The organism is Kitasatospora sp. NPDC088351 (assembly GCF_040685575.1).
Classification (GTDB): Bacteria; Actinomycetota; Actinomycetes; order Streptomycetales; family Streptomycetaceae; genus Kitasatospora.
The window spans coordinates 218,017-238,259 of sequence record NZ_JBFBIL010000004.1 but is presented as its reverse complement, the minus strand read 5'-3'; the positions used below and the strand labels follow the sequence as shown (position 1 = coordinate 238,259).

The 20,243-nt window shown below is 76.0% G+C and carries 5 protein-coding genes; all 5 read right to left on the bottom strand.

What is annotated here, in order from left to right:
• Window positions 1-40: 40 nt before the first annotated feature.
• Genes AB0P06_RS05080 through AB0P06_RS05060 form a run of 5 tightly spaced genes read right to left on the bottom strand, consistent with a single transcriptional unit; the run spans window position 41 to window position 20,237 of the window.
• Entirely contained in the window at window positions 41-457 is a 417-nt protein-coding gene (locus tag AB0P06_RS05080) for a nuclear transport factor 2 family protein (protein ID WP_363605150.1), read from the bottom strand.
• Window positions 458-486: 29 nt separating this feature from the next.
• Window positions 487-1,596, bottom strand: coding sequence for an alpha/beta fold hydrolase (locus AB0P06_RS05075; protein WP_363605148.1), 1,110 nt, complete (start codon window positions 1,594-1,596; stop codon window positions 487-489).
• A 10-nt stretch (window positions 1,597-1,606) separates the two neighbouring features.
• Complete coding sequence (locus AB0P06_RS05070; RefSeq protein ID WP_363605147.1) at window positions 1,607-4,438, bottom strand: type I polyketide synthase; 2,832 nt, start codon at window positions 4,436-4,438, stop codon at window positions 1,607-1,609.
• Between the two features lie 50 nt (window positions 4,439-4,488).
• On the bottom strand, window positions 4,489-6,765 hold the full coding sequence (locus tag AB0P06_RS05065; RefSeq protein WP_363605146.1) for a zinc-binding dehydrogenase: 2,277 nt from the start codon (window positions 6,763-6,765) through the stop codon (window positions 4,489-4,491).
• Complete coding sequence (locus AB0P06_RS05060) at window positions 6,762-20,237, bottom strand: type I polyketide synthase (RefSeq protein WP_363605145.1); 13,476 nt, start codon at window positions 20,235-20,237, stop codon at window positions 6,762-6,764. Before AB0P06_RS05060 ends, AB0P06_RS05065 begins: the two co-directional genes overlap by 4 nt.
• Window positions 20,238-20,243 lie beyond the last annotated feature (6 nt).

Below are 20,243 nucleotides of genomic sequence, written 5' to 3'. Positions count from 1 at the left end.
GGAGGCAGGTGCGACTCCGGATCGCGCTGTCCGTGGCGAATCAGCCGGGAATCTGTCCGAGTTGGGAGAGCATGGTCATGGTGTCCCAGTGGTAGACGGCCTCCGACATGAGGCCGTCGGAGTCCAGCCTGGCGATGACCGCGACCGGTACCGAGAATGTCCGGCCGACGCTGTCGGCAGGCCACAGGCCGGCGATTTCCTTGACGACGGTGGCGGTCATGGTGAACACGAACGCGCCCCGGTCCCCGGCGGTGAAGGCGTCGTCAAGTCTGGCCTTGAGATCGGCGTTGGTGAGCCAGGACGTGTACAGCCGGTGGACCTGGTCGCGGCCGTGGAGGTCGCAGTTGATCCCGGGCTCCGCGTAGTGCACGTCTTCGCTGTAGCAGTTGGCCGCGCCGTCGATGTCCTTGTCGTTGACGGCGTCCATCAGCCGTCCGAAGATCTCGGTGCCGGTCATCGGGGGCTCCTCCGGGGAGGGGGCGGGGGTCAGATCCACTGGGCGGTGAGGTCCGCGGCGTCGGCCGCGTGGGCGACCATGATCGAGTAGTGGTCGGCCGCCACGTCGGCGCTCTTCAGACTGTCGGGCCAGCGGTTGTTCAGCCGGACGCCGTCGGTGTACGGGAGGGGCTCGGTGGCCCGGATGGAGAAGACGGGGGTGGTGACCGCGGGGAGCGGGTGGCCCCGGAGCATGCTGTAGTGCCAGCCGAAGGCCGTGAGTGCCGGGGTCGCCAGCGAGACGACGTCCGGCCAGGAGGCCAGCAGGGACTTCGTCCCGCCGTTGAAGACCTCGTCGGAGAGGTCCTCGGGGACGGGGGTGTCGATCAGCACGATCGCCTCCGGCCCGGCGCCGCGGGATTCGAGTTCGGCGGCCACCAGCAGGGAGGCCCAGCCGCCGGAGCAGTACCCGACGAGCACGAACGGGGCGCCGTCGGCGCAGCGCTCCACCGCGGGGGCCATGGCCTTGCCCAGGGCGGCGGGCGACTCGGGCACCGGGTCCGACCCCGCGTAACCGGGGTAGCGGAGCGCGTAGAGGTCGTGCGTGCCGAGGAAGCGTTTGGCGAAGCGCCCGTAGGTGAAGTTGCCGACGAACGGGCCCAGCGAGTCCAGGCAGATGATCTTCTTGCTCTCGGTGCCGCGGGAGAGGCGGGCCGGGGGTGGCGGGGGCCCCGCGTCGTCGGCGCCGGTGTACCGGGGGCGCAGCCGGGCGGCGGCGGCCAGGAAGTCGAGCGCCTCGACCGCTCGGCCCGCGTCGACGGTCTGCCGGAAGAGCTCGCCGATGCCGTCGGCCTGCGGTGGCGGGGCGGCCGGCTCGGGCTGGTCGCGCCGGGCGAGGGCCGCGCAGAGGAAGGCGGCGAGGTCGGCCGGGGTGGGGTTCTCGCTGACCACGCCGAGTTCGAGGGTGAGCCCGGTGGTCTGTTCGAGGCTGTTGACCAGCCGGACCGTCATCAGGGAGTCGAAGCCGAGTTCCGGGAAGAGCTGGTGGCTGTCGATCTGGTCGACCGGGAGGTCGGAGATGGCGGAGGCGTGTGTCTTCACCAGGGAGATCATCAGGTCCAGTTGCATGGGCGCGGACGTGGCGGCGGATTCCTGGTTCATGGTCTGCCTTCTATGCGGTCGGGGGCGGTGGCACGGTTGCGTTCAGGTGGCGGGGGGCTCCGGGGGTCAGCCAGTAGGCGTGGTGCTGGAACGGGTAGGTGGGGAGGTCCGCCGGGAGGACGGAGCCGCCGGGGAGCGCCGGGGTCCAGTCGACCGGGGCGCCGGCCGCCCAGAGGGTGGCCAGGGCCAGCAGGAACTCGGCGGGTTCGTCGCCCTCGCGGCGCAGCGTGCCGGTGACGGTGACCGGATCGCCGCGCCCCGTCGCGGAGTGGGCGGCGCGGTAGGCGTGGTAGGTCTCGGTGACGGCCGGGACGAGGATGGGCTGGGGGCCGAGGTCGACGAAGTAGCGGTAGCCCGCGGTCAGCAGGGCGCGGATGCTCTCGTCGAACCGGACCGGCTCGCGCATGTTGGCGTACCAGTAGGCGGCGTCCAGGAGTTGGTGGTCGATCGGCTCGGCGGTGATGGTCGAGTGCAGGGGGACGGTGCCCTTGCGGGGGTGCAGGCCGGCCGCGGCGGCCAGCAGTTCGGGCCGGACGGCCTCGATGGCCGAGGTGTGCACGGCGACGGTGACGAGGAGGCGCTGGGCGCCGATCCGTTCGGTCCGGCAGTGGTCGAGGAGTTGCTCCAGGTCGTCGTCGGGGCCCGCGACGACCACCGAGGCGGGGCTGTTGACCGCGGCGACGGACAGCGAGGAGCGCCACGACGCGAGCAGGGCCTCGGTCCGGTCGAGGGACAGCGGGAGCGTCACCATGCCGCCGGTGCCCGCGATCCGGCCGAGCGCCCGGCTGCGCAGGGCGACCAGCGCGGCCGCGTCGTCGAGGGTGAGGGCGCCGGCGGTGTACGCGGCGGCGATCTCGCCCTGGGAGTGCCCGATCACGAGGTCCGGCTCGACGCCGTGGCCGCGCCAGAGTGCCGCCAGCGCGACCATGGTGGCGAACAGCAGTGGCTGGACGATGTCGGGTTGCGCGAGGTCCACCGTGGGCGGGTCGGTGCCGAACAGGTCGCTCAGGCTCCACCCGATGTGCGGGCGCAGGGCCCGGTCGCAGGCCTCGAACTGCTCCCGGAACACGGCCGAGCTGTGGAACAACTGCCGCCCCCCGGTGGAGGACTGGGCACCCTGGCCGGGGAAGACGAAGACCGTGCCGCCGGGTTTGCGGCCGGCCGTGCCGATCACCAGGCGCCGGTGCGGGTGGCCCTCGGCGAGTGCGCGCAGGGCGCCGAGGAGCTGGGTGCGGTCCGCGGCGACGACGGTCGCCCGGTGCCGCAGCAGGGCGCGGGTGGTGGCGAGGTCGGTGGCGGCGTCCGCGGGCCGCAGCCCCGGGTGGGCCTCGGCGTAGTCGGCCAGGCGTGCGCCCTGGGCGTGCAGGGCGGCGGTGTTCCTGGCGGAGATCAGCCAGGGTACGGGGCCGTCGTGGTCGTGCGTCCGGGCGGCCGGGGCCCCGGCGGGCGGGGTCTCGACCGGGGGAGCCTCTTCGACGATGAGGTGGGCGTTGGTGCCGCTGATGCCGAAGGAGGACACCGCCGCCCGCGCGGGGTGGCCGCTGTCGGGCCAGGGCCTGGCGGCGGTGACGAGTTCCACGGCGCCGGCGGACCAGTCGATGTAGGCGCTCGGCCGGTCGGCGTGCAGGGTGCGGGGGACGGTCCGCCGCTGGATGGCCAGGACCATCTTGATGACGGAGGCGACCCCGGCGGCGGCCTGGGCGTGGCCGATGTTGGACTTGAGCGAGCCGAGCAGCAGCGGGCGGTCGGGCGGGCGGCCCTGCCCGTAGGTGGCGAGGACGGCCTGCGCCTCGATCGGGTCGCCCAGCTTGGTTCCCGTCCCGTGCGCCTCCAGGACGTCGACCTCCGCGGGGGTCAGCCCGGCGTCCGCCAACGCCCGCCGGATGACCCGCTGTTGGGCCGGTCCGTTGGGGGCGGTGAGGCCGTTGCTGGCGCCGTCCTGGTTGAGGGCGGAGCCCCGGAGCAGGGCGAGCACGGGGTGGCCGTGGCGCCGGGCGTCGGAGAGCCGCTCCAGGACCAGCAGGCCCGCGCCCTCGGCCATGCCCATGCCGTCGGCGGCGTCGGAGAACGCCTTGCAGCGGCCGTCGGCGGCCAGGCCGCGCTGGCGGGAGAAGCCGATGAAGGGGCGCGGGGTGGCCATCACGGTGACGCCGCCGGCGAGGGCGAGGGAGCACTCGCCCTCGCGCAGGGCCTGGCGGGCGAGGTGGATGGCGACCAGCGAGGAGGAGCAGGCGGTGTCGACGGAGAGGGTGGGGCCCTCCAGCCCGAGCAGGTAGGCGATCCGGCCGGAGACGACGCTGACGGCGCTTCCGGTGACGAGGTGTCCTTCGACGCGGCTGTCGCTCCAGGATCCCTCCCCGTAGTCCTGCCAGGACACCCCGGCGTAGACGCCGGTGTTGCTGCCGCGCAGTGAGGCCGGGTCGATGCGGGCGTGTTCGAGGGACTCCCAGGCCACTTCGAGCAGGATGCGCTGCTGTGGGTCCATGGCGAGGGCCTCGCGCGGGGTGATGCCGAAGAAGCTCCCGTCGAAGTCCTGCGGGCGGGAGAGGAAGCCGCCGTGCCCGGTGGAGGAGGTGCCGGAGTGGTCCGGGTCGGGGGAGAACAGCGTGTCGAGAGGCCAGCCCCGGTTGTCGGGGAACGGGGTGACGGCGTCGCGGCCGTCGACGACCAGCTGCCAGAGGTCGGCCGGTGAGGCGACCCCGCCGGGGAGCCGACAGCCGAAACCGATGACGGCCACGGGGTCGTCGCGGCCCGCCTCGGCGGCGCTCAGGCGCTCGCGGAGCCGTTCGATCTCGGCGACGGCGCGTTTGAGGTAGGTGCGGATTTCCTCCTGCTCCGCCATGGTTCGGTCCTTTCCGGTTGCCGGGTGTCGGTGGGCGGCTGCTGGTGCGGTCAGCCGCCGTCGTGGGGGTCGCTCCGGGCGGTGGGCCGCCCGTCCGGCGCCGCCCCGGCCACGGTCAGCACGGGGGCGTCGGTGTGGCGGGCGGTGTCGTAGAGGGAGGTGAGGACGGTGGGCCGGGCGCCTTCGGGCGGCAGCACGACCAGGGTGGCGGCCAGGCCCAGCGAATGGCGGTGCCGGACCAGGGACTCCAGCCCGGGGTGGCCGCGGGTGGGGTCGCCCGGGTCGTGGCCCCGGCTGTCGGACCGCGCGGTGGCGATCAGCAGGAAGGTGTCCAGCGGAAGCTCCCCGGTCAGCCGGTGCAGCAGCTCGGCGGCCCCGCCGGGCTCGTCTGGCTCATCGGGCTTGTCGGGCTTGTCGGCAGCCGGGGCCGGGCGGGCGTCGGCGGCGGCGTGGACGACGGCGGTCAGCGGAGCCTCGGCCGGCACGGCCTCGACGGCCCGCCGCAGCGCTTCGGGGTCGGCGGGGTCGGCGTCCACCGGGTGGAGCTCGACGGGCAGGCCCTCCAGCTGGGACCGGAGCCGCGCGAGGGCGCGGCCGTCCCCGTCCGGCGGCCCGACCAGCCAGAGGTGCCGGGCACCCTGTCCGGCGGCGATGTGCCGGGCCAGCGGTGCGGTGCGGGCGAGCGGGCCGGCGAGCAGGACGCTGCCCTGCCCGCCGTCGGGCGGCGGAATGCGCAGGACGAGCTTGCCGGTGTGCCGGGCCCGGCTCATGTGGTGGAACGCGGCCGCGGCGTCCTGGACGTCGAAGACGTGGACGGTGGGCGGGTGGAGCACCCGGGTGGCGAAGAGCCGTTGGAGGTCGCGCAGGATCCCGGCCAGCCGCTGCGGGCCGGCCGCCTCCCTGAGGTCGAAGGCGAGGTAGGCGACGCCCGGGTGGTCCCGGGCGATGTCGGCCGGGTCGCGCGGGTCGGTCTTGCCCATCTCCACGAACCGGCCGCCCGGGCCGAGCAGGCGCAGGGAGGCGTCGGTGGCCTCGTGGGCCAGGGCGTTGAGGACGACGTCGACGCCCTGCCCGGAGGTGGCGTCCCGGAACTCCCGCTCGAAGTCCGTGGTGCGGGAGGACGCGATGTGGTCGTCGTCCAGGCCCAGCCGCCGCAGCTCCGGCTGCTTGGGCGGGCTCGCCGTGCCGAACACCTCGGCGCCCGCGTGCCGGGCGAGCTGGACGGCGGCGCTGCCGACCCCGCCGGTGGCGCAGTGGACGAGGACGCGTTCGCCGGCCGTCAGCCGGCCGAGGTCGAACAGCCCGTAGGAGGCGGTGGCGAAGGCCGCCGGGACGGCGGCGGCCCGGGCGGCCGGCCAGCCCGGGGGAACGGGGACCAGCAGGTGTTCGTCGGTCACGGCGACGGGGCCGAAGGCGCCGGTCAGCAGGCCCGTCACGTGGTCCCCGGGCTTCAGGACGGTGGCGTCCGGGCCGGTGTCGAGCACGGTGCCGGTGCCCTCGGCGCCCAGCGGTCCCGGGTCGCCGGGGTAGAGCCCGAGGGTGTCCAGGACGTCCCGGAAGTTGACCCCGGCGGCCTGCACGGCCAGCCGGACCTGGCTGCCCACCAGCGGTTCGGCGACCTCGTCGCAGAGGTCCAGGGCGAGGTTCTCCAGCGTCCCCTTGCCGATCAGGGTGAGCCGCCAGGGCGGTGGGCCCGGCAGGGCGAGCTGGACGTGGCCGGCGGGCAGGGGCAGCAGGGCGGCCGGGGCGCTCTCCGGTGCGAGGACGGTGCCCGTCCTGATCGCCAGCTGGGAGCGGGTGGAGCCGAGGGCCGCGGCGACGGCCGTGAGGGAGGCCGGGTCCGCGTCGAGGTCGATCAGGGTGAACCGGCCGGGCCGTTCGGCGGCCGCGGCCAGCACCAGCCGCCGCAGCGCCTCCTGTTCCGGATCCGTCGCCGGGTCGGTGTCACGGGCGGACACCGCGCCCCGGGTGAGCAGGGCCAGCCGGGCGCCCGGCCGGTCCGGTGCGGCGAGCGCGGCCCGGACCAGGGCGAGGGCCTGCTCGGGCGCCTCGTCGGCCGGCACCGCCAGGACGGCCGGGGCGGGCGGTCCGGCGGGTGCGCCGGAGGCCGACAGGGGGATGCCCGGGTGGGCCGCGCGCAGTTCCTCGGTCAGGGCCGAGGGCGCGGCCGTCGGGGTGAGAACGGACCAGCCGGGTGGTGGTCCGGTGACCGGGACGGGTTCCCAGCGGACCTGGAGCAGCGGCGGCCCGGACAGCACGGGGTCTGCCGTGCCGACGGCGCCGGCGGTGGTGCCGAAGGGGCGGGCGCGGGGCGTGGTGGTGGTCATTCCTGGATCCCATCGATGGCGGCGAACAGCTCGGCGTCCTCGGCGGTGTCGGCCCAGTGGGCCGCCGGTTCGGGCTCCGGTTCGGGGACGGGCGGCTCCGGCTCGGCGGCGTCGGGCAGCAGGTCCGCCAGGAGACGGGCGGCGAGCGCCGCGGGTGTCGGATGGTCGAAGACGGCGGTGACCGGCAGGGTCGCCCCGGTGGCCCGGTTGATCCGGTTGCGCAGCTCGACGGCGGTGAGCGAGTCGAAGCCGAGGTCGGCGAAGGCGGCGTCGGGGTCGATGTCGTCCACCGAGGAGTGGCCGAGCACCTGGACGACCTCGCCGCGCACCAGGTCGGTGAGGATCGTCCGGGCCTCCTGCGGCCCGGCCTCGGCGAGCCGGCCGGGGAGCTGCCGCTCGTCGGCCTCGGTGACCGCCGCGGACCGCTCGGACTGCTGCCGGGGCCGGATCAGGTCGCGCAGCAGCGGCGATGTGTCGTTGCCGTGCAGGGCGGCCCCGCTCAGCCGCAGCGGCAGCAGGACGGCCTCGTCGAGGCGCTGGGCCTCGTCGAGCAGCGCGAGGTTGTGTGCGGCGGGCAGTTCGGCGATGCCCAGGTGCTCCAGGCGGCGCAGCGCGGTGGCGTCCAGGTGGCCGGTCATGGCGCTGCGTTCGGCCCACAGGCCCCAGGGCAGCGAGAGCGCGGGGAGGTGCCGGGCACGCCGGTACTCGGCGAAGGCGTCGAGGAAGCAGTTGGCCGCCGCGTAGTGGGCCTGTCCCGGTGTCCCGAAGGTGCCGGCGGCGCCCGAGAAGAGGAGGAAGACGGCCGGGTTCCGGGCCAGCGTGGCCAGATGGAGGTTGAGCGCGCCGTCGGCCTTGGGCCGCAGCACCGCATCGACCTGACGGGCCGTCAAGGTGGTGACGGTGCTGTCGTCCAGGGTGCCGGCGGCATGGACGACGGCGCTGAGCGGCCGGTCGCCGAGGTGGGTGGCGAGGACGGCGTCCAGGGCGGCGCGGTCGGCGGTGTCGCAGGCGGCGACGGTGCACTGCGCGCCGAGCGCGGCGAGCTCGTCCCGGAGGGTGTCGGCGCCGGGGGCGGCCGCACCGCCCCGGCTGAGCAGCAGCAGGTGCCGGACGCCGTGCTCGGTGACGAGGTGGCGGGCGAGCAGCCGGCCGATGGTGCCGGTGCCGCCGGAGATCAGGACGGTGCCGTCCGGGTCGTAGGGGAGTGGCGCGGGCGGCGGGGTGGCGGCCCGGGTGAGCCTGGGCGCGTACAGCAGGCCTTCGCGCAGGGCGAGTTGGGGTTCGGTGCCGAGCGGGAGCGCGGCCAGGGCCGGTGCGTCGGGTTGTTCGGGGCCGGGGTCGGCGATGTCGAGGAGGGTGAACTGGCCCGGGTTCTCGCTCTGTGCGGAGCGGACCAGCCCCCAGAGCGCGGCGCCGACCGGGTCGGGGGTCTCGCCGGGGAGCGCCGCGACGGCCCGGTGGGTGAGCAGGACCAGCCGGGTGGTGGCCAGTTTCTCCTGGGCGAGCCAGCTCTGCAGCAGGGCCAGGGTGCGCTGGACGGCGGCGTGCACGGCCGGGGCGAGGCCGTCGGGCCCGGGGGCCTGGTCCTCGGCCGGGGTCAGGGTGTGCAGCACGAGGTCGGGGGCGGGCCGGTCGGGGCCGAGGCTCTCGGCGAGCGCGGCCGGGTCGGCGTACAGCGGCCACGGCCGGTCGCCGTTCGGCGGCTGGGCGGGACCGGTGCCGAGGCCGGCCGGGCGGAGCGGCCGGGCGGGTGCGGGGCCGGGGGCGACGGGCTTCCAGGAGAGGCGGTAGAGGCCCTCGCCGCCGAGCAGGTGACGCGGCGCCTGGGTGCCGGCCGACCGCATGGTGAGGGTCTCGATCCGGGCCACCGGGCGGCCGCCCCCGTCGGTGATGTCGACGGTGACGCTCTGCTGGTCCAGCGGCCGGATGCGGGTGCGCAGGGTGGTCGCGCCGCTGCCGTGGAACTGGACACCGCCCCAGTGGAAGGGCAGTTCGACGGTGGTGGGGCGGCGGACCAGCAGGCCCTGGAGGGCCGCGTCGAGCAGCGCGGGGTGGAGGTCGAAGGCCGGGTCCTGGCGGTCCAGCCCCTCGGGCATCCTGGCCTCGGTGAAGATGTCCTGGCCGCGCCGCCAGATGCCGGTCAGCCCCTGGAAGGCCGGGCCGTAGCCGTAACCGCGCACGCCCGCACCGGCGTAGAACTCGTCGACGTCCACCGGGACGCTGTGCTCGGGCGGCCAGGGGGCGGCCGCCGGGGTGTCGGTCGGCGGGGTGTCGGTCGGCTGGGCGGAAGGGGCGGACGGGGAGAGCAGGCCGCGCGCGTGCAGGGCCCACGGCTCCCCGGTGAGGGCGGTGTGCGGGCGCGAACGGATGGTGACGTTCCGCCGGCCCGCCGGGTCGGGGCCGCCGACGGTGAGGTGCAGCTGGGTGCCGTCCTCCTCGCCCAGGTGGAGCGGGGCGAGCAGGGTCAGCTCGGCCAGGTGCGGGCAGCCGGTCTCGCGGCCCGCGCGCAGGGCGAGGTCGACGAACGCGGTGCCGGGCAGCAGGAGGTCTCCGCCGACGGCGTGGTCGCGCAGCCAGGGGTGGGTGCGCGGGCTCGCCCGGCCGGTCAGGACGATGCCGTCGTTCTCGGGGTCGGGCAGGCCGATGTCGAGGATCGGATGGTCGGCGGAGGTCGCGCCCAGGGTGGCGGCCAGCTCCTGCCGGGTGCCGCCGCGGGAGGTGTCGACCCAGTAGCGCTGGCGCTGGAAGGCGTAGGTGGGCAGGGCCGGCGGCTCCTCCCCGGGGCGGTGGGGGTTGAGCGCGCCGGTGTCGACGGGGACGCCCTCGACGTGGGCCCTGGCGAGGGCGGCCGTGAAGTGGCGCAGCCCGCCCTCGTCGCGGTGCAGGGTGGGCAGGGCGGCGGCGGGCCGGGCCTCGGCGTCCGCGGTCTCCAGCACGGCGCCGCACAGCAGCGGGTGGACGCTGGGTTCGACGAAGAACCGGTGGCCGTCCTGGAGGAGGGCCCGGGTGGCCAGATCGAACCGGACGGGCTCGCGCAGGTTCCGGAACCAGTAGGCGGCGTCCAGCGTGCTGGTGTCGAGGGCGGCTCCGGTCACCGAGGAGTAGAACTCCTGCTCCCCGGCCCTGGGGGCCACCGGGGCCAGCGACTCCAGCAGGGCGGTGCGCAGTTCGTCGACCTGCGGCGAGTGGGCGGCGTAGCTGACCCGGATCCGGCGGGCTCTGACCTGCTCGGCCTTGCACTCCGCGTACAGGGCGTCGAGCGCGGCCGCCGGACCGGCGACCACCACGGCCCGGGGGCTGTTGACGGTGGCGACGGTGAGCGCGGGGTACCGGTCGAGCCGCCGCAGCACCTCCTCGTGGGAGAGCTGGAGGGCGAGCAGACCGTGATCGCCCTCCAGCCTGGTCAGCACCTTGCTGCGCAGCGCGACGACGCGGCAGGCGTCCTCCAGGGAGAGCGCCCCGGCGAAGCAGGCGGCGGCGATCTCGCCCTGGGAGTGGCCGACCACGGCGGCCGGCCGGACCCCGGCCGCGGACCAGAGCCGGGCCAGTGACAGCTGGACGGCGAAGAGCGCGGGCTGGACCACGTCGACGCGGTCCAGCGCCTCGGCGCCGGCCCCGGGCCGCAGGACGTCGTCCAGCGACCAGTCGGTGTGCGGGGCCAGGGCGCGGGCGCAGTCGGCGATGCCGGCGGCGAAGACCGGGCTCTCCTCGATCAGCCGGGCCGCCATGCCGGGCCACTGGGAGCCCTGCCCGGCGAAGACGAACGCCGTCCGGCCCTCGGCGGCCCGGCCGGTGATCAGGTCCGGGTCACCGGCTCCGTCGGCCAGCGCGCGCAGCGCCCGCAGGCAGCCGTTCAGGTCGGGTGCGGTGATGGCGGCCCGGTGGGTCAGCTGGGCGCGGGTGGTCGCCAGGGCGTGGCCGACGGCCTCGGCGGAGGGCGGCGGCGAGGCCGTCAGGTGGGCGTACAGGCGCTGTGCCTGGGCGCCCAGGGCGGCTTCGGTGTGCCCGCTGAGGAGCCAGACGGGCGGCGCCACGACGGGCCGTCCGGCGGCCGGCTCGGGGGCGGACCCGGGTACGGGTCCGGGGGTCTCCGGGGCCTCCGGGGCCTCTGGGACCGCGGCGGCCTCTACGGCCTCGGGGGCCTGCTCCATGATCACGTGGGCGTTGGTGCCGCTCACCCCGAAGGCGGAGACGGCGGCCCGGCGCGGCCGGCCGGTGTCCGGCCAGGGGGTGGTGGCCGAGAGGATCCGGACGGCGCCGGTGCCCCAGTCGACGTGCGGCGTGGGGGTGGCGGCATGCAGGGTCATCGGCATCGTGGCGTGCTGGAGCGCGAGGACGGTCTTGATCAGCCCGGCCACCCCGGCGGCGGCCTGGGTGTGGCCGATGTTGGATTTGAGCGAGCCGAGGTGGACCGGCCGGTCGGCGGCGCGGTCGCGGCCGTAGGTGGCCAGCAGGGCCTCGGCCTCGATCGGGTCGCCCAGGGTGGTGCCGGTGCCGTGGGCCTCGATCAGGTCGACGTCGCCGCCGCCCAGCCCGGCCCGGCCCAGCGCCTGGCGGATGACCCGCTGCTGGGACTCGCCGTTGGGGGCGGTCAGGCCGTTGCTCGCGCCGTCCTGGTTGATCGCGCTGGCCCGGATCACCGCGAGCACCGGGTGGCCGTGGCGGCGGGCGTCGGAGAGCCGCTCCAGGACGACCATCCCCGCGCCCTCGGCGAACCCGGTGCCGTCGGCCTCGGCCGCGAAGGACCGGCAGCGGCCGTCGGGGGAGAGCGCCCGTTGCCGGGAGAACTCGATGAACAGGCCCGGGGAGGCGATCACGGTGACCCCGCCGGCCAGCGCCAGGGAACTGTCGCCCTGGAGCAGCGACTGGCAGGCCAGGTGGACGGCCACCAGGGAGGACGAGCAGGCGGTGTCGACGGAGACGGCCGGACCCTGCAGCCCGAGGACGTAGGCGACGCGCCCGGAGATGACGCTCAGCGGCTTCCCGGTGGTGAGGTAGCCCTGCATCTCCGTGGGTGCCTCGTGCGAGCGTGCGCCGTAGTCCTGGTAGACCGCCCCGGCGAAGACGCCGGTGCTGCTGCCGCGCAGCGAACCCGGGTCGATCCCGGCCCGCTCCAGCGCCTCCCAGGACGTCTCCAGCAGCAGCCGCTGCTGCGGGTCCATGGAGAGCGCCTCGCGGGGCGAGATGCCGAAGAACTCGGCGTCGAAGTCGGCGGCGGCGTCCAGGAACCCGCCCGTGGTGGCATAGCTCTTGCCGGGCACGGCGGGGTCGGCGTCGTACAGCTCGGTGAGGTTCCAGCCGCGGTCCTCCGGGAACGGCGAGATGGCGTCGGTGCCGGCCGCCAGCAGGTCCCACAGCTCCTGCGGGGTGTCGGCGCCGCCGGGCAGTCGGCAGGCCATGCCGAGGACGGCGATCGGTTCGTCGGCGGGCCGGGCCGTGGCGGCCGCCCGCGGGCCCTGCTCCGCCGGCTGCTCGGACCGGCCGGCGGCGGCCAGCCGGGTGTGCAGATGGGCGGCCAGGTCGGTGGGGGTCGGGTGGCTGAACGCCAGGCCGGTCGGCAGATGGAGGCCGGTCGCGTGGGCCAGCCGGTTGCGCAGCTGGACGGCGGCCAGCGAGTCGAGGCCGAGCTCCTTGAACGGCCGGTTCGGGGCGACCGAGTCGGGCGCGTGGTGGCCGAGGACGGCCGCGGCGGTGGAGCGGACCAGCTCGGCGAGGACCTGCCGCTGCCGGGCGGCCGGCAGCTGCGGGAAGTCGGACGGCAGGCCGGCCGCGGTCCGGGCGGTGCCGCCCGCCCGCTCCTGCTGGTCCTGCCGGGCCTGCTGGACGGGCGGGAGGTCGTTCAGGAAGGGGCTGGGGCGGTCGGCCGCCCGGCCGGACAGGAAGACCGGCCAGTCGAAGCGGGCCAGGACGATCCGGGGTTCGCGGCCGGCGGCCAGCGCGGGCAGCTCGGCGACGGCCCGGTCGCTGTCCAGCGCGAGCAGTCCGTGCTCGGCCGTCCAGTCGCCGCCGCCGGCACCGAGGCCGCCGGGGAAGTAGCCCCAGGAGACGGAGGTGGCGGGCAGGCCGCGGGCGCGGCGCCGGTCGGCGAGGCCGTCGAGGTAGGTGTTGGCCGCGCAGTAGGCGGTGTGGCCGCCCATACCGACGGTGGCGAGGACGGAGGAGTAGAGGACGAAGGCGTCGAGGTCGGCCCCCTCGGTGAGGTCGTGCAGATGGCGGGCGCCCAGCGTCTTGACGGCCAGCACCCGCTCCAGGTGGTCCGGCGTCAGGTTGTCGATGGTGGCCGTCTCCAGCACACCGGCGGTGTGCACCACGCCGGTCAGCGGCTCGTCCGGGGGGACGGCGGCGAGCACGGCGGCGAGCGCGTCCCGGTCGCGGATGTCGCAGGCGGCGAAGGTCACCCGGGCTCCCCGGCCGGTGAGTTCGGCCGCCAGCTCGGCCGCGCCCTCGGCGTCCGCGCCGTGCCGGCTGAGCAGCAGCAGGTGCGGTGCCCCGGCGGCGGCCAGGGTCCGCGCCGCGTGGGCCCCGAGGAAGCCGGTGCCACCGGTGACGAGGACCGTCCCGCGCGGCCGCCAGCCGGGCCCGGGCGGCACGGCGGCCTCCCGCAGACGGCAGGCGTACGTGCCCCGGGCCCGGACCGCGAGCTGGTCCTCGGCACCCGGCAGGGTCAGGGCGGCGCAGGCCCGGCGCAGGCTCTCGGGGTCGGGCTCGGCGGGCAGGTCGAGCAGCCCGGCCCAGCGGTCGGGATACTCCTGGGCGGCGGTGCGGCCGAGACCCCAGAGCGCGGCCTGCGCCGGATCGGTGTCGGTGTCGTGCGCGTCGACGCGCACGGCGTCCCGGGTGACGCACCAGAGGGAGGTCTCCCAGTCCAGGTCGTCCAGCGCCTGGAGCAGCGCGGCGGTGTCGGCGAGGGAAGGCTCCGGCTGTCCGTCGCCGTCGGTGTCCGGCCGGTGGGAGAGGAGCGAGACGATGCCGTCCGGTCGCCGGCCGTCGTCGCCGCCGACCAGCCGGGCGGTCCCGGCGCGGTCCGTCCCCGGTGGCACGGCCACCGTGCGGACCTCGGCGCCGAGGGCGGCCAGGGCGGTGGCCAGGGCCTGCGGCCACGGCCCGGTTCCGGTTCCGGCTTCGGTTTCGGGGGTGACCAGCAGCCAGTCGGCCCGGGTGGTCGGCGCGCTGTGCTCGACCAGCGGCGTCCAGGCGGTGGTGAAGCAGAGGCCGGTCAGCCGGGCGCGGCTGCGCCGGGCACTGCGCCAGGCCGCCAGTGCCGGGAGCACCTCGCGGACCGGCGCCTCGTCGGCCAGGCCCAGCGTGGCGGCCACGGCGGCGGTGTCCTGCCGTTCGACGGCCTCCCAGAGCGGGCGCTCGGCCTGGTCCTCCTGGCGCCGGGCGCCGTCGCCACCGGGCTGGGGCGAGGCGGACAGCCAGTAGCGGCTGCGCTGGAAGGCATAGGTGGGCAGCGCGACCGGCCGGGCTCCGCCGAGCACCGGCGCCCAGTCGACGGCCAGGCCGTGGCACCAGGCCCGGGCCAGTGCGAACAGCAGGTCGGCCGGCTCCCCGGTGTCCCGGTGGAGCGAGGGGAGCACGGTGATCTCCCGGGGCGGCTCCTCGCTGTCGGCGGTCTCCTGGATCCCGAGGGTCAGCAGCGGGTGCGGGCTCATCTCGACGAAGGTGTCGTGCCCGGTGGCGAGCAGGGCCCGGACGGTCGGCTCGAAGCGGACCGGGCTGCGCAGGTTGGTGAACCAGTACGCACCGTCCAGCAGCCGCGCCGGGTCCGTGTCGGCGGTGACGGTCGAGTAGAACGGGATCCGGGCCGGCCGCGGGGCGAGGCCGGCCAGGGCCTCGGCCAGCGGCTCGCGCAGGACGTCGACGTCGGCGCAGTGCGAGGCGTAGTTGACGGCGATCCGGGCGGTGCGCACGCCGTCCTTCTCGCACCGGGCGAGCAGCCGCTCCAGTTCGTCCCGCGGCCCGGAGACCACGGTGGCCGAGGGGCCGTTGAACACGGCCACGCCGAGACCGGGGTAGCCGTCCCGCAGCAGGCGCTCGACCTCGGCCGCGGGCAGCCGGAAGGAGGCCATCGCGCCGTCCGTGGCCAGCGTGCCGACCAGACGGCTGCGGGTCACGGTGGCGAGGACGGCATCCTCCAGGGTGAGGGCCCCGGCGGCCCAGGCGGCGGCGAGTTCGCCCTGGGAGTGCCCGACCACCGCGTCGGGCGTCACCCCGTGCGCGCGCCAGACCTCGGCGAGCCCGGTCATGACGGCGAACAGGGCGGGCTGCACCACGTCGTCCCGGTCCAGCGAGGGTGCCTGCGGCTCCTGGGCCAGCACCGACCGCAGCGACCAGTCGCAGTGCGCGGACAGGGCACGGTCGCAGGCCTCGATGTGCGCGCGGAAGACCGGGGAGGCGGCCAGCAGGCCGCGGGCCATGCCGGGCCACTGGGAGCCCTGCCCGGGGAAGACGAACACCGTCCGGTGGCCCGGGCGGGCCTCGGCCCGGACGACCGCCCCGGTCTCGGGGTGGTCGGTCGGGGCCGAGCGGGCCAGGGCGTCCAGACTGTCCAGCAGCGCCTCCCGGGTGTCGCCGACCACGGCCGCGCGGTGGTCCAGCGCGGTCCGGGTGGTGGCCAGCGACCAGCCGACGTCCCGGGGGTCGAGGGCCGGACCGTCCCGCAGGGCCCGGGCCAGCCGCTCCGCCTGGGCCGGCAGTGCCTGCGGGCTCCCGGCGCTGAGCGTCCACGGCACGGCGGGCGCGTCCCAGGCCCGGGCGGGGGGCTCGGCGGCGTGCTCGGCGGGGTGGCCGTCCGGCCGGTCGGTGGAGTCGTCCGGGGCCTCTTCGAGGACGAGGTGGACGTTGGTGCCGCTGATGCCGAAGGAGGAGATGCCGGCCCGGCGGGCGGCCGGCCCGCGCGGCCAGCGGACGCTCCCGGTCAGCAGCCGCAGGCGTGCCGCGTCCCAGTCGATCCGCGTCGAGGGCGCGTCGATGTTCAGGCTGGCGGGCAACTCCTCGTGCTGGAGCGCGAGCACCATCTTCACCAGACCCGCGGCTCCGGCGGCCGCCTGGGCGTGGCCGATGTTCGACTTGAGCGAGCCCAGCAGCAGCGGGCGGTCCGCGTCCCGGCCCTCCCCGTAGGCCCGGCCCAGCGCCTGGGCCTCGATCGGGTCCCCGAGCGTGGTGCCGGTGCCGTGGGCCTCGACCACGTCCACCGAGGCGGCGCTCACGCCCGCCTCTGCGAGGGCGCGCCGGATCACCCGTTCCTGCGCCGGTCCGTTGGGGGCGCTGAGGCCGCTGCTCGCGCCGTCCTGGTTGACGGCGCTGCCCCGGATCACGGCCAGCACCGGGTGGCCGTGGCGGCGGGCGTCGGAGAGCCGCTCCAGCAGGACCAGGGCGGCGCCCTCGCTCCACGCCGTCCCGTCGGCCGCGGCGGCGAACGGCTTGCACCGCCCGTCGGGGGCCAGCCCGCGCTGGCGGGAGAACTCCACCCACATGCCCGGCGAGGACAGCACCGCCACACCGCCGGCCAGCGCCAGTCCGCACTCGCCCGCGGCGAGCGACCGGCAGGCCAGGTGCACGGCCGCGAGCGAGGAGGAACAGGCGGTGTCGACGGTCAGGGCCGGCCCGGTCAGGCCGAAGGTGTAGGCCAGCCGGCCGGAGGCGACGCTGGTGGTGGTCCCGGTCAGGGCGTAGCCGCCGGACTCGGCGGGCGCCTGGTGCATCCGCGGGCCGTACTCCTGGGCGGTCGCCCCGATGAACACACCGGTGGCGCTGCCCCGCAGCGAGTCGGCGGGGATGCCGGCGCGCTCCAGGGTCTCCCAGGCGATCTCCAGCAGCAGGCGCTGCTGGGGGTCCATCGCGCGCGCCTCGCGCGGGGAGATGCCGAACAGGTCGGCGTCGAACTGCGCGGCGTCGTAGAGGAAGCAGCCCTGGCGTACGTACGTCTTGCCGGGTGCGTCGGGGTCGGTGGCGAACAGTTCGTCGATGTCCCAGCCCCGGTCGCGGGGGAAGTCGCCGACGGCGTCCCGGCCGGCCTGGAGCAGCGACCACAGCTGCTGCGGGGAGGTGATGCCGCCGGGCAGCCGGCAGCCCAGCGCGACGACCGCGACCGGGTCCTGGCGCAGGTCCGGTGGAGTGGCGAACTCGCCGTCATCGGTGGGGAGTTGTTCGCTCCTGGCGGTGAGGAGCCCGGCCACCTCGGCGGCTGCCGCGCGCGGGGTCGGGTGGTCGTAGGTCAGTGTGTCCGGCAGCGGCCGTCCGACGGCCGCACCGAGGGCGGTGGACAGCTGGACGGCGGTGAGGGAGTTCACCCCGAGGTCCTCGAAGGAGCGGCGCGGGTCGATCCGGTCCTCCGCCTCGTAGCCGAGGAGCGCGGCGGCGTGGCTGAGGAGCAGCTCCAGGACGGTCCGCTCCAGCTCCGGGCCGGAGAGGCCGGCGAGGTCGGAGGGGCCGGAGGGGCCGGAGGGGCCGGCGAGGTCCGGTGACGGCTGCGGTTCGGGCCGCGGCGCTTCGGGCTGCCGCGGTTCGGGGCGCGGTTCGGCCTGCGGCCCGGGGACGGGCTCGGGCCGGGTCCCGGGCCCGGTGCCGGCGGCGCCCGCGACCGGTGGCGTCAGCCAGTGGGCCCGGCGCTGGAAGGCGTACGTCGGCAGCGCGGTCCGCCGGGCGGGCAGCTGCTCGAACACCTTCGGCCAGTCCACCGGGACCCCGTGGACGAACAGTTCGGCCAGCGCGCCCGACAGCGCGGCCGGCTCCGGGACGGTGTCGCTGAGCAGCGCCAGCGTGCTCCGGTGCGGCTCGTCCTCCGGGGGCAGGCAGCGCCCCGCCATCGTGGTCAGGGTGGCGTCCGGGCCGAGCTCCACCAGGTGGGCGGCCCCGCCCTCGGCGGCGGTGCGGACCGCGTCGAGGAAGCGCACGGTGCCCCGCAGCTGCTCGACCCAGTAGTCGGCCGTGCACAGCTCCTCGGGGCGCGCCCGGACGCCGGTCAGGGTGGAGATCATCGGCACCTCGGGCGGCCGGTAGGAGACCGACCGGGCGACCTCGGCGAAGTCCGGCAGCACCGCGTCCACCTGGGGGGAGTGGAAGCCCCGGCTCACCCGGAGGATCCGGGTACGGGCGCCGCGCCGCCTGAACTCCGCGGCCACCGCCCGCACACCGTCCGGCTCCCCCGAGACCACCACGGCCCGCGGGCCGTTCACGGCGGCGAGCGAGACCAGCCCGCCCTGCTCCGCCAGCAGGGGGGCGACCTCCTCCTCGGTCGCCTCGATCGCGGCCATCGCCCCCGTCGGGAGGCCGCTCATCAGCTGCCCGCGCCGCGCCACCAGCAGCGCCGCGTCCGGCAGGGACAGCACACCCGCCGTGTGCGCCGCCGCCAGCTCGCCGACCGAGTGGCCGAGCAGGACGTCCGGGCGGATCCCCCACGTGGTCAGCAGCCGGTGGAGCGCGACCTCCAGCGCGAACAGGGCCGGCTGGGTGTAGGCGGTGTCGTCCAGCAGCGCGGCCCCGGCGCTGCCCGCGTCGGCGAACACCACGGACTTCAGCGGGCGCGGGAGGTGGCGGTCCAGGGCCGCGGCCACCTCGTCGAAGGCCGCCGCGAAGACCGGCTGGTGCCGGTGGAGCTCCCGGCCCATGCCGGGCCGCTGGGTGCCCTGTCCGGCGAAGAGGAAGGCGGTGCCCGCCCGGTCGCACACCTCTCCCTGGTGCACGCGGGGGGACGAGGTCCCCTCGGCGAGGTGCGACAGCCCTTCGCGGAGCGCGTCGCGGTCCCCGGCGACCACGCCCGCCCGCCGGCCGAACCGCGTCCGGGTGGTCGCCAGCGAGTACGCCAGGTCGAGCGGCTCGGGCGGCCCATCGTTCGAGCCGTCGGGCCCGTTCGAGCCGTCGGGCCCGGGGTCGGCCCCGTCCGTGACCCGGGCCGCCGAGGTGAGCCGGCCGAGCAGGGCGCGGGCCTGCGCCTGCAGCGCCTCCCGGGTGCGCCCCGAGACCACATGGACGTGCTCGTCGTGGATCCACTCCGCCCGGGGCTCCGGCTCCGCCGTCCTGGGGGCCTCGGCGAGCACCACATGGCAGTTGGTGCCGCCCAGCCCGAAGGAGTTGACCGCCGCGACCAGCGGCGCGTCCCGTCGTGACCAGTCCTCGAAGGCGAGCGGCACCCGCAGGTTCAGCTCGTCCAGCCGGATCCGCCGGGACGGCTCACGGTAGTTCGGCTGGGGGACGATCGCGTGATGCCAGACGGAGAGCGCGGCCTTGATGAAGCCCGCGATCCCGGCGGCGGCCTCCAGGTGCCCGATGGCCGCCTTGACCGAGCCGACCACCACCGGGTGCCCGCTGTCGTGGGCCGCACCCAGCGTGCCGCCGACGGACCGCGCCTCCACCGAGTCGCCGGCCGGCGTCCCGGTCGCGTGGAGTTCGACGAACTGCACCGCGTTCAGGGTGCCCGCCCGGTCGTTCACCCGGCGCAGCAGCTCCTGCTGCGCCACGACGCTGGGGTGCGTCAGACCCGGCCCGCCGCCGTCGTTGTTGACGCCGCTGCCCCGGATGACGCAGTAGATCCGGTCCCCGGCCGCCAGCGCGGCGGTCAGGGGCTTGAGCAGGACGACGCCCGCGCCCTCGCCGGGCACGAAGCCGTTGGCGGCCTCGTCCAGCGGGCGGCACCGGCCGTCGGGCGACAGGGCTCCGAAGGACCCGGCCCCCGCGGCCCCGTCCTGGTCGAGCAGCAGATTGACGCCGCCCACCAGGGCCGCTTCCGACTCGCCGCGCAGAATGGACTCGCAGGCCAGGTGGAGGGCGACCAGGGAGGAGGACTGCCCGGTGTCCACCGTCATGCTGGGGCCGCCCAGCCGGAGCGCGTAGGACACCCGATTGGCGATCATGCTGCGTTGCAGCCCGGCGAACGTGTGCAGGCTGTAACGGTCCTGACCGTGACGTCGGGTGAGCACGGCATAGTCGTCGCGCATGGCACCGAAAAAGACCCCGGTGTCGAGTTCACTCAGGGCGGCCGGCAGGATTCCGGCGTCCTCGACGCTTTCCCAGGACACTTCGAGGGCCAGGCGCTGCTGCGGGTCGAGTGCGGCCGCCTCTTTCGGGGAGATGCCGAAGAAATCGGCGTCGAATTCCTCGGGGTTGGCGATGAACCCGCCCGAGGACGGTCGGTCGGAAAATTCTGCGAAGGAATTCTTGGGTGGTCCGGAAATTGCGCTGGTGCCGCCGGTCAGAAGAGACCAGTAGGATCGGATGTCAGGTGCGGAAGGAAAGCGGCAGCTCATTCCCACGACCGCTATGCTTGCGTCCACGAATTCGTCCTTCTCTCCCTGCGGCCCGGTTCCCGGGGAACCGGCCCGGGCGGGTGCCGTCCTGTTGTCCCGGTCGGGCCGGAGCGCGCGGTTGGGCGCGCGGTTGGGCGCGCGGACAGCCGGCGCGGCCCGGGCCGACCCGCACCGGCTCCCGCCGGGATCCGGTCGTCCGTCTCTTCCGGCCGGCTGTCGGGTCATCCGGTT

Bases quoted from the DNA above. Each gene is read 5' to 3' on its own strand.
- AB0P06_RS05070 (WP_363605147.1), bottom strand. From the start codon at position 4,438: ATGGCGGAGCAGGAGGAAATCCGCACCTACCTCAAACGCGCCGTCGCC.
- AB0P06_RS05075 (WP_363605148.1), bottom strand. From the start codon at position 1,596: ATGAACCAGGAATCCGCCGCCACGTCCGCGCCCATGCAACTGGACCTG.
- AB0P06_RS05060 (WP_363605145.1), bottom strand. From the start codon at position 20,237: ATGACCCGACAGCCGGCCGGAAGAGACGGACGACCGGATCCCGGCGGG.
- AB0P06_RS05080 (WP_363605150.1), bottom strand. From the start codon at position 457: ATGACCGGCACCGAGATCTTCGGACGGCTGATGGACGCCGTCAACGAC.
- AB0P06_RS05065 (WP_363605146.1), bottom strand. From the start codon at position 6,765: ATGACCACCACCACGCCCCGCGCCCGCCCCTTCGGCACCACCGCCGGC.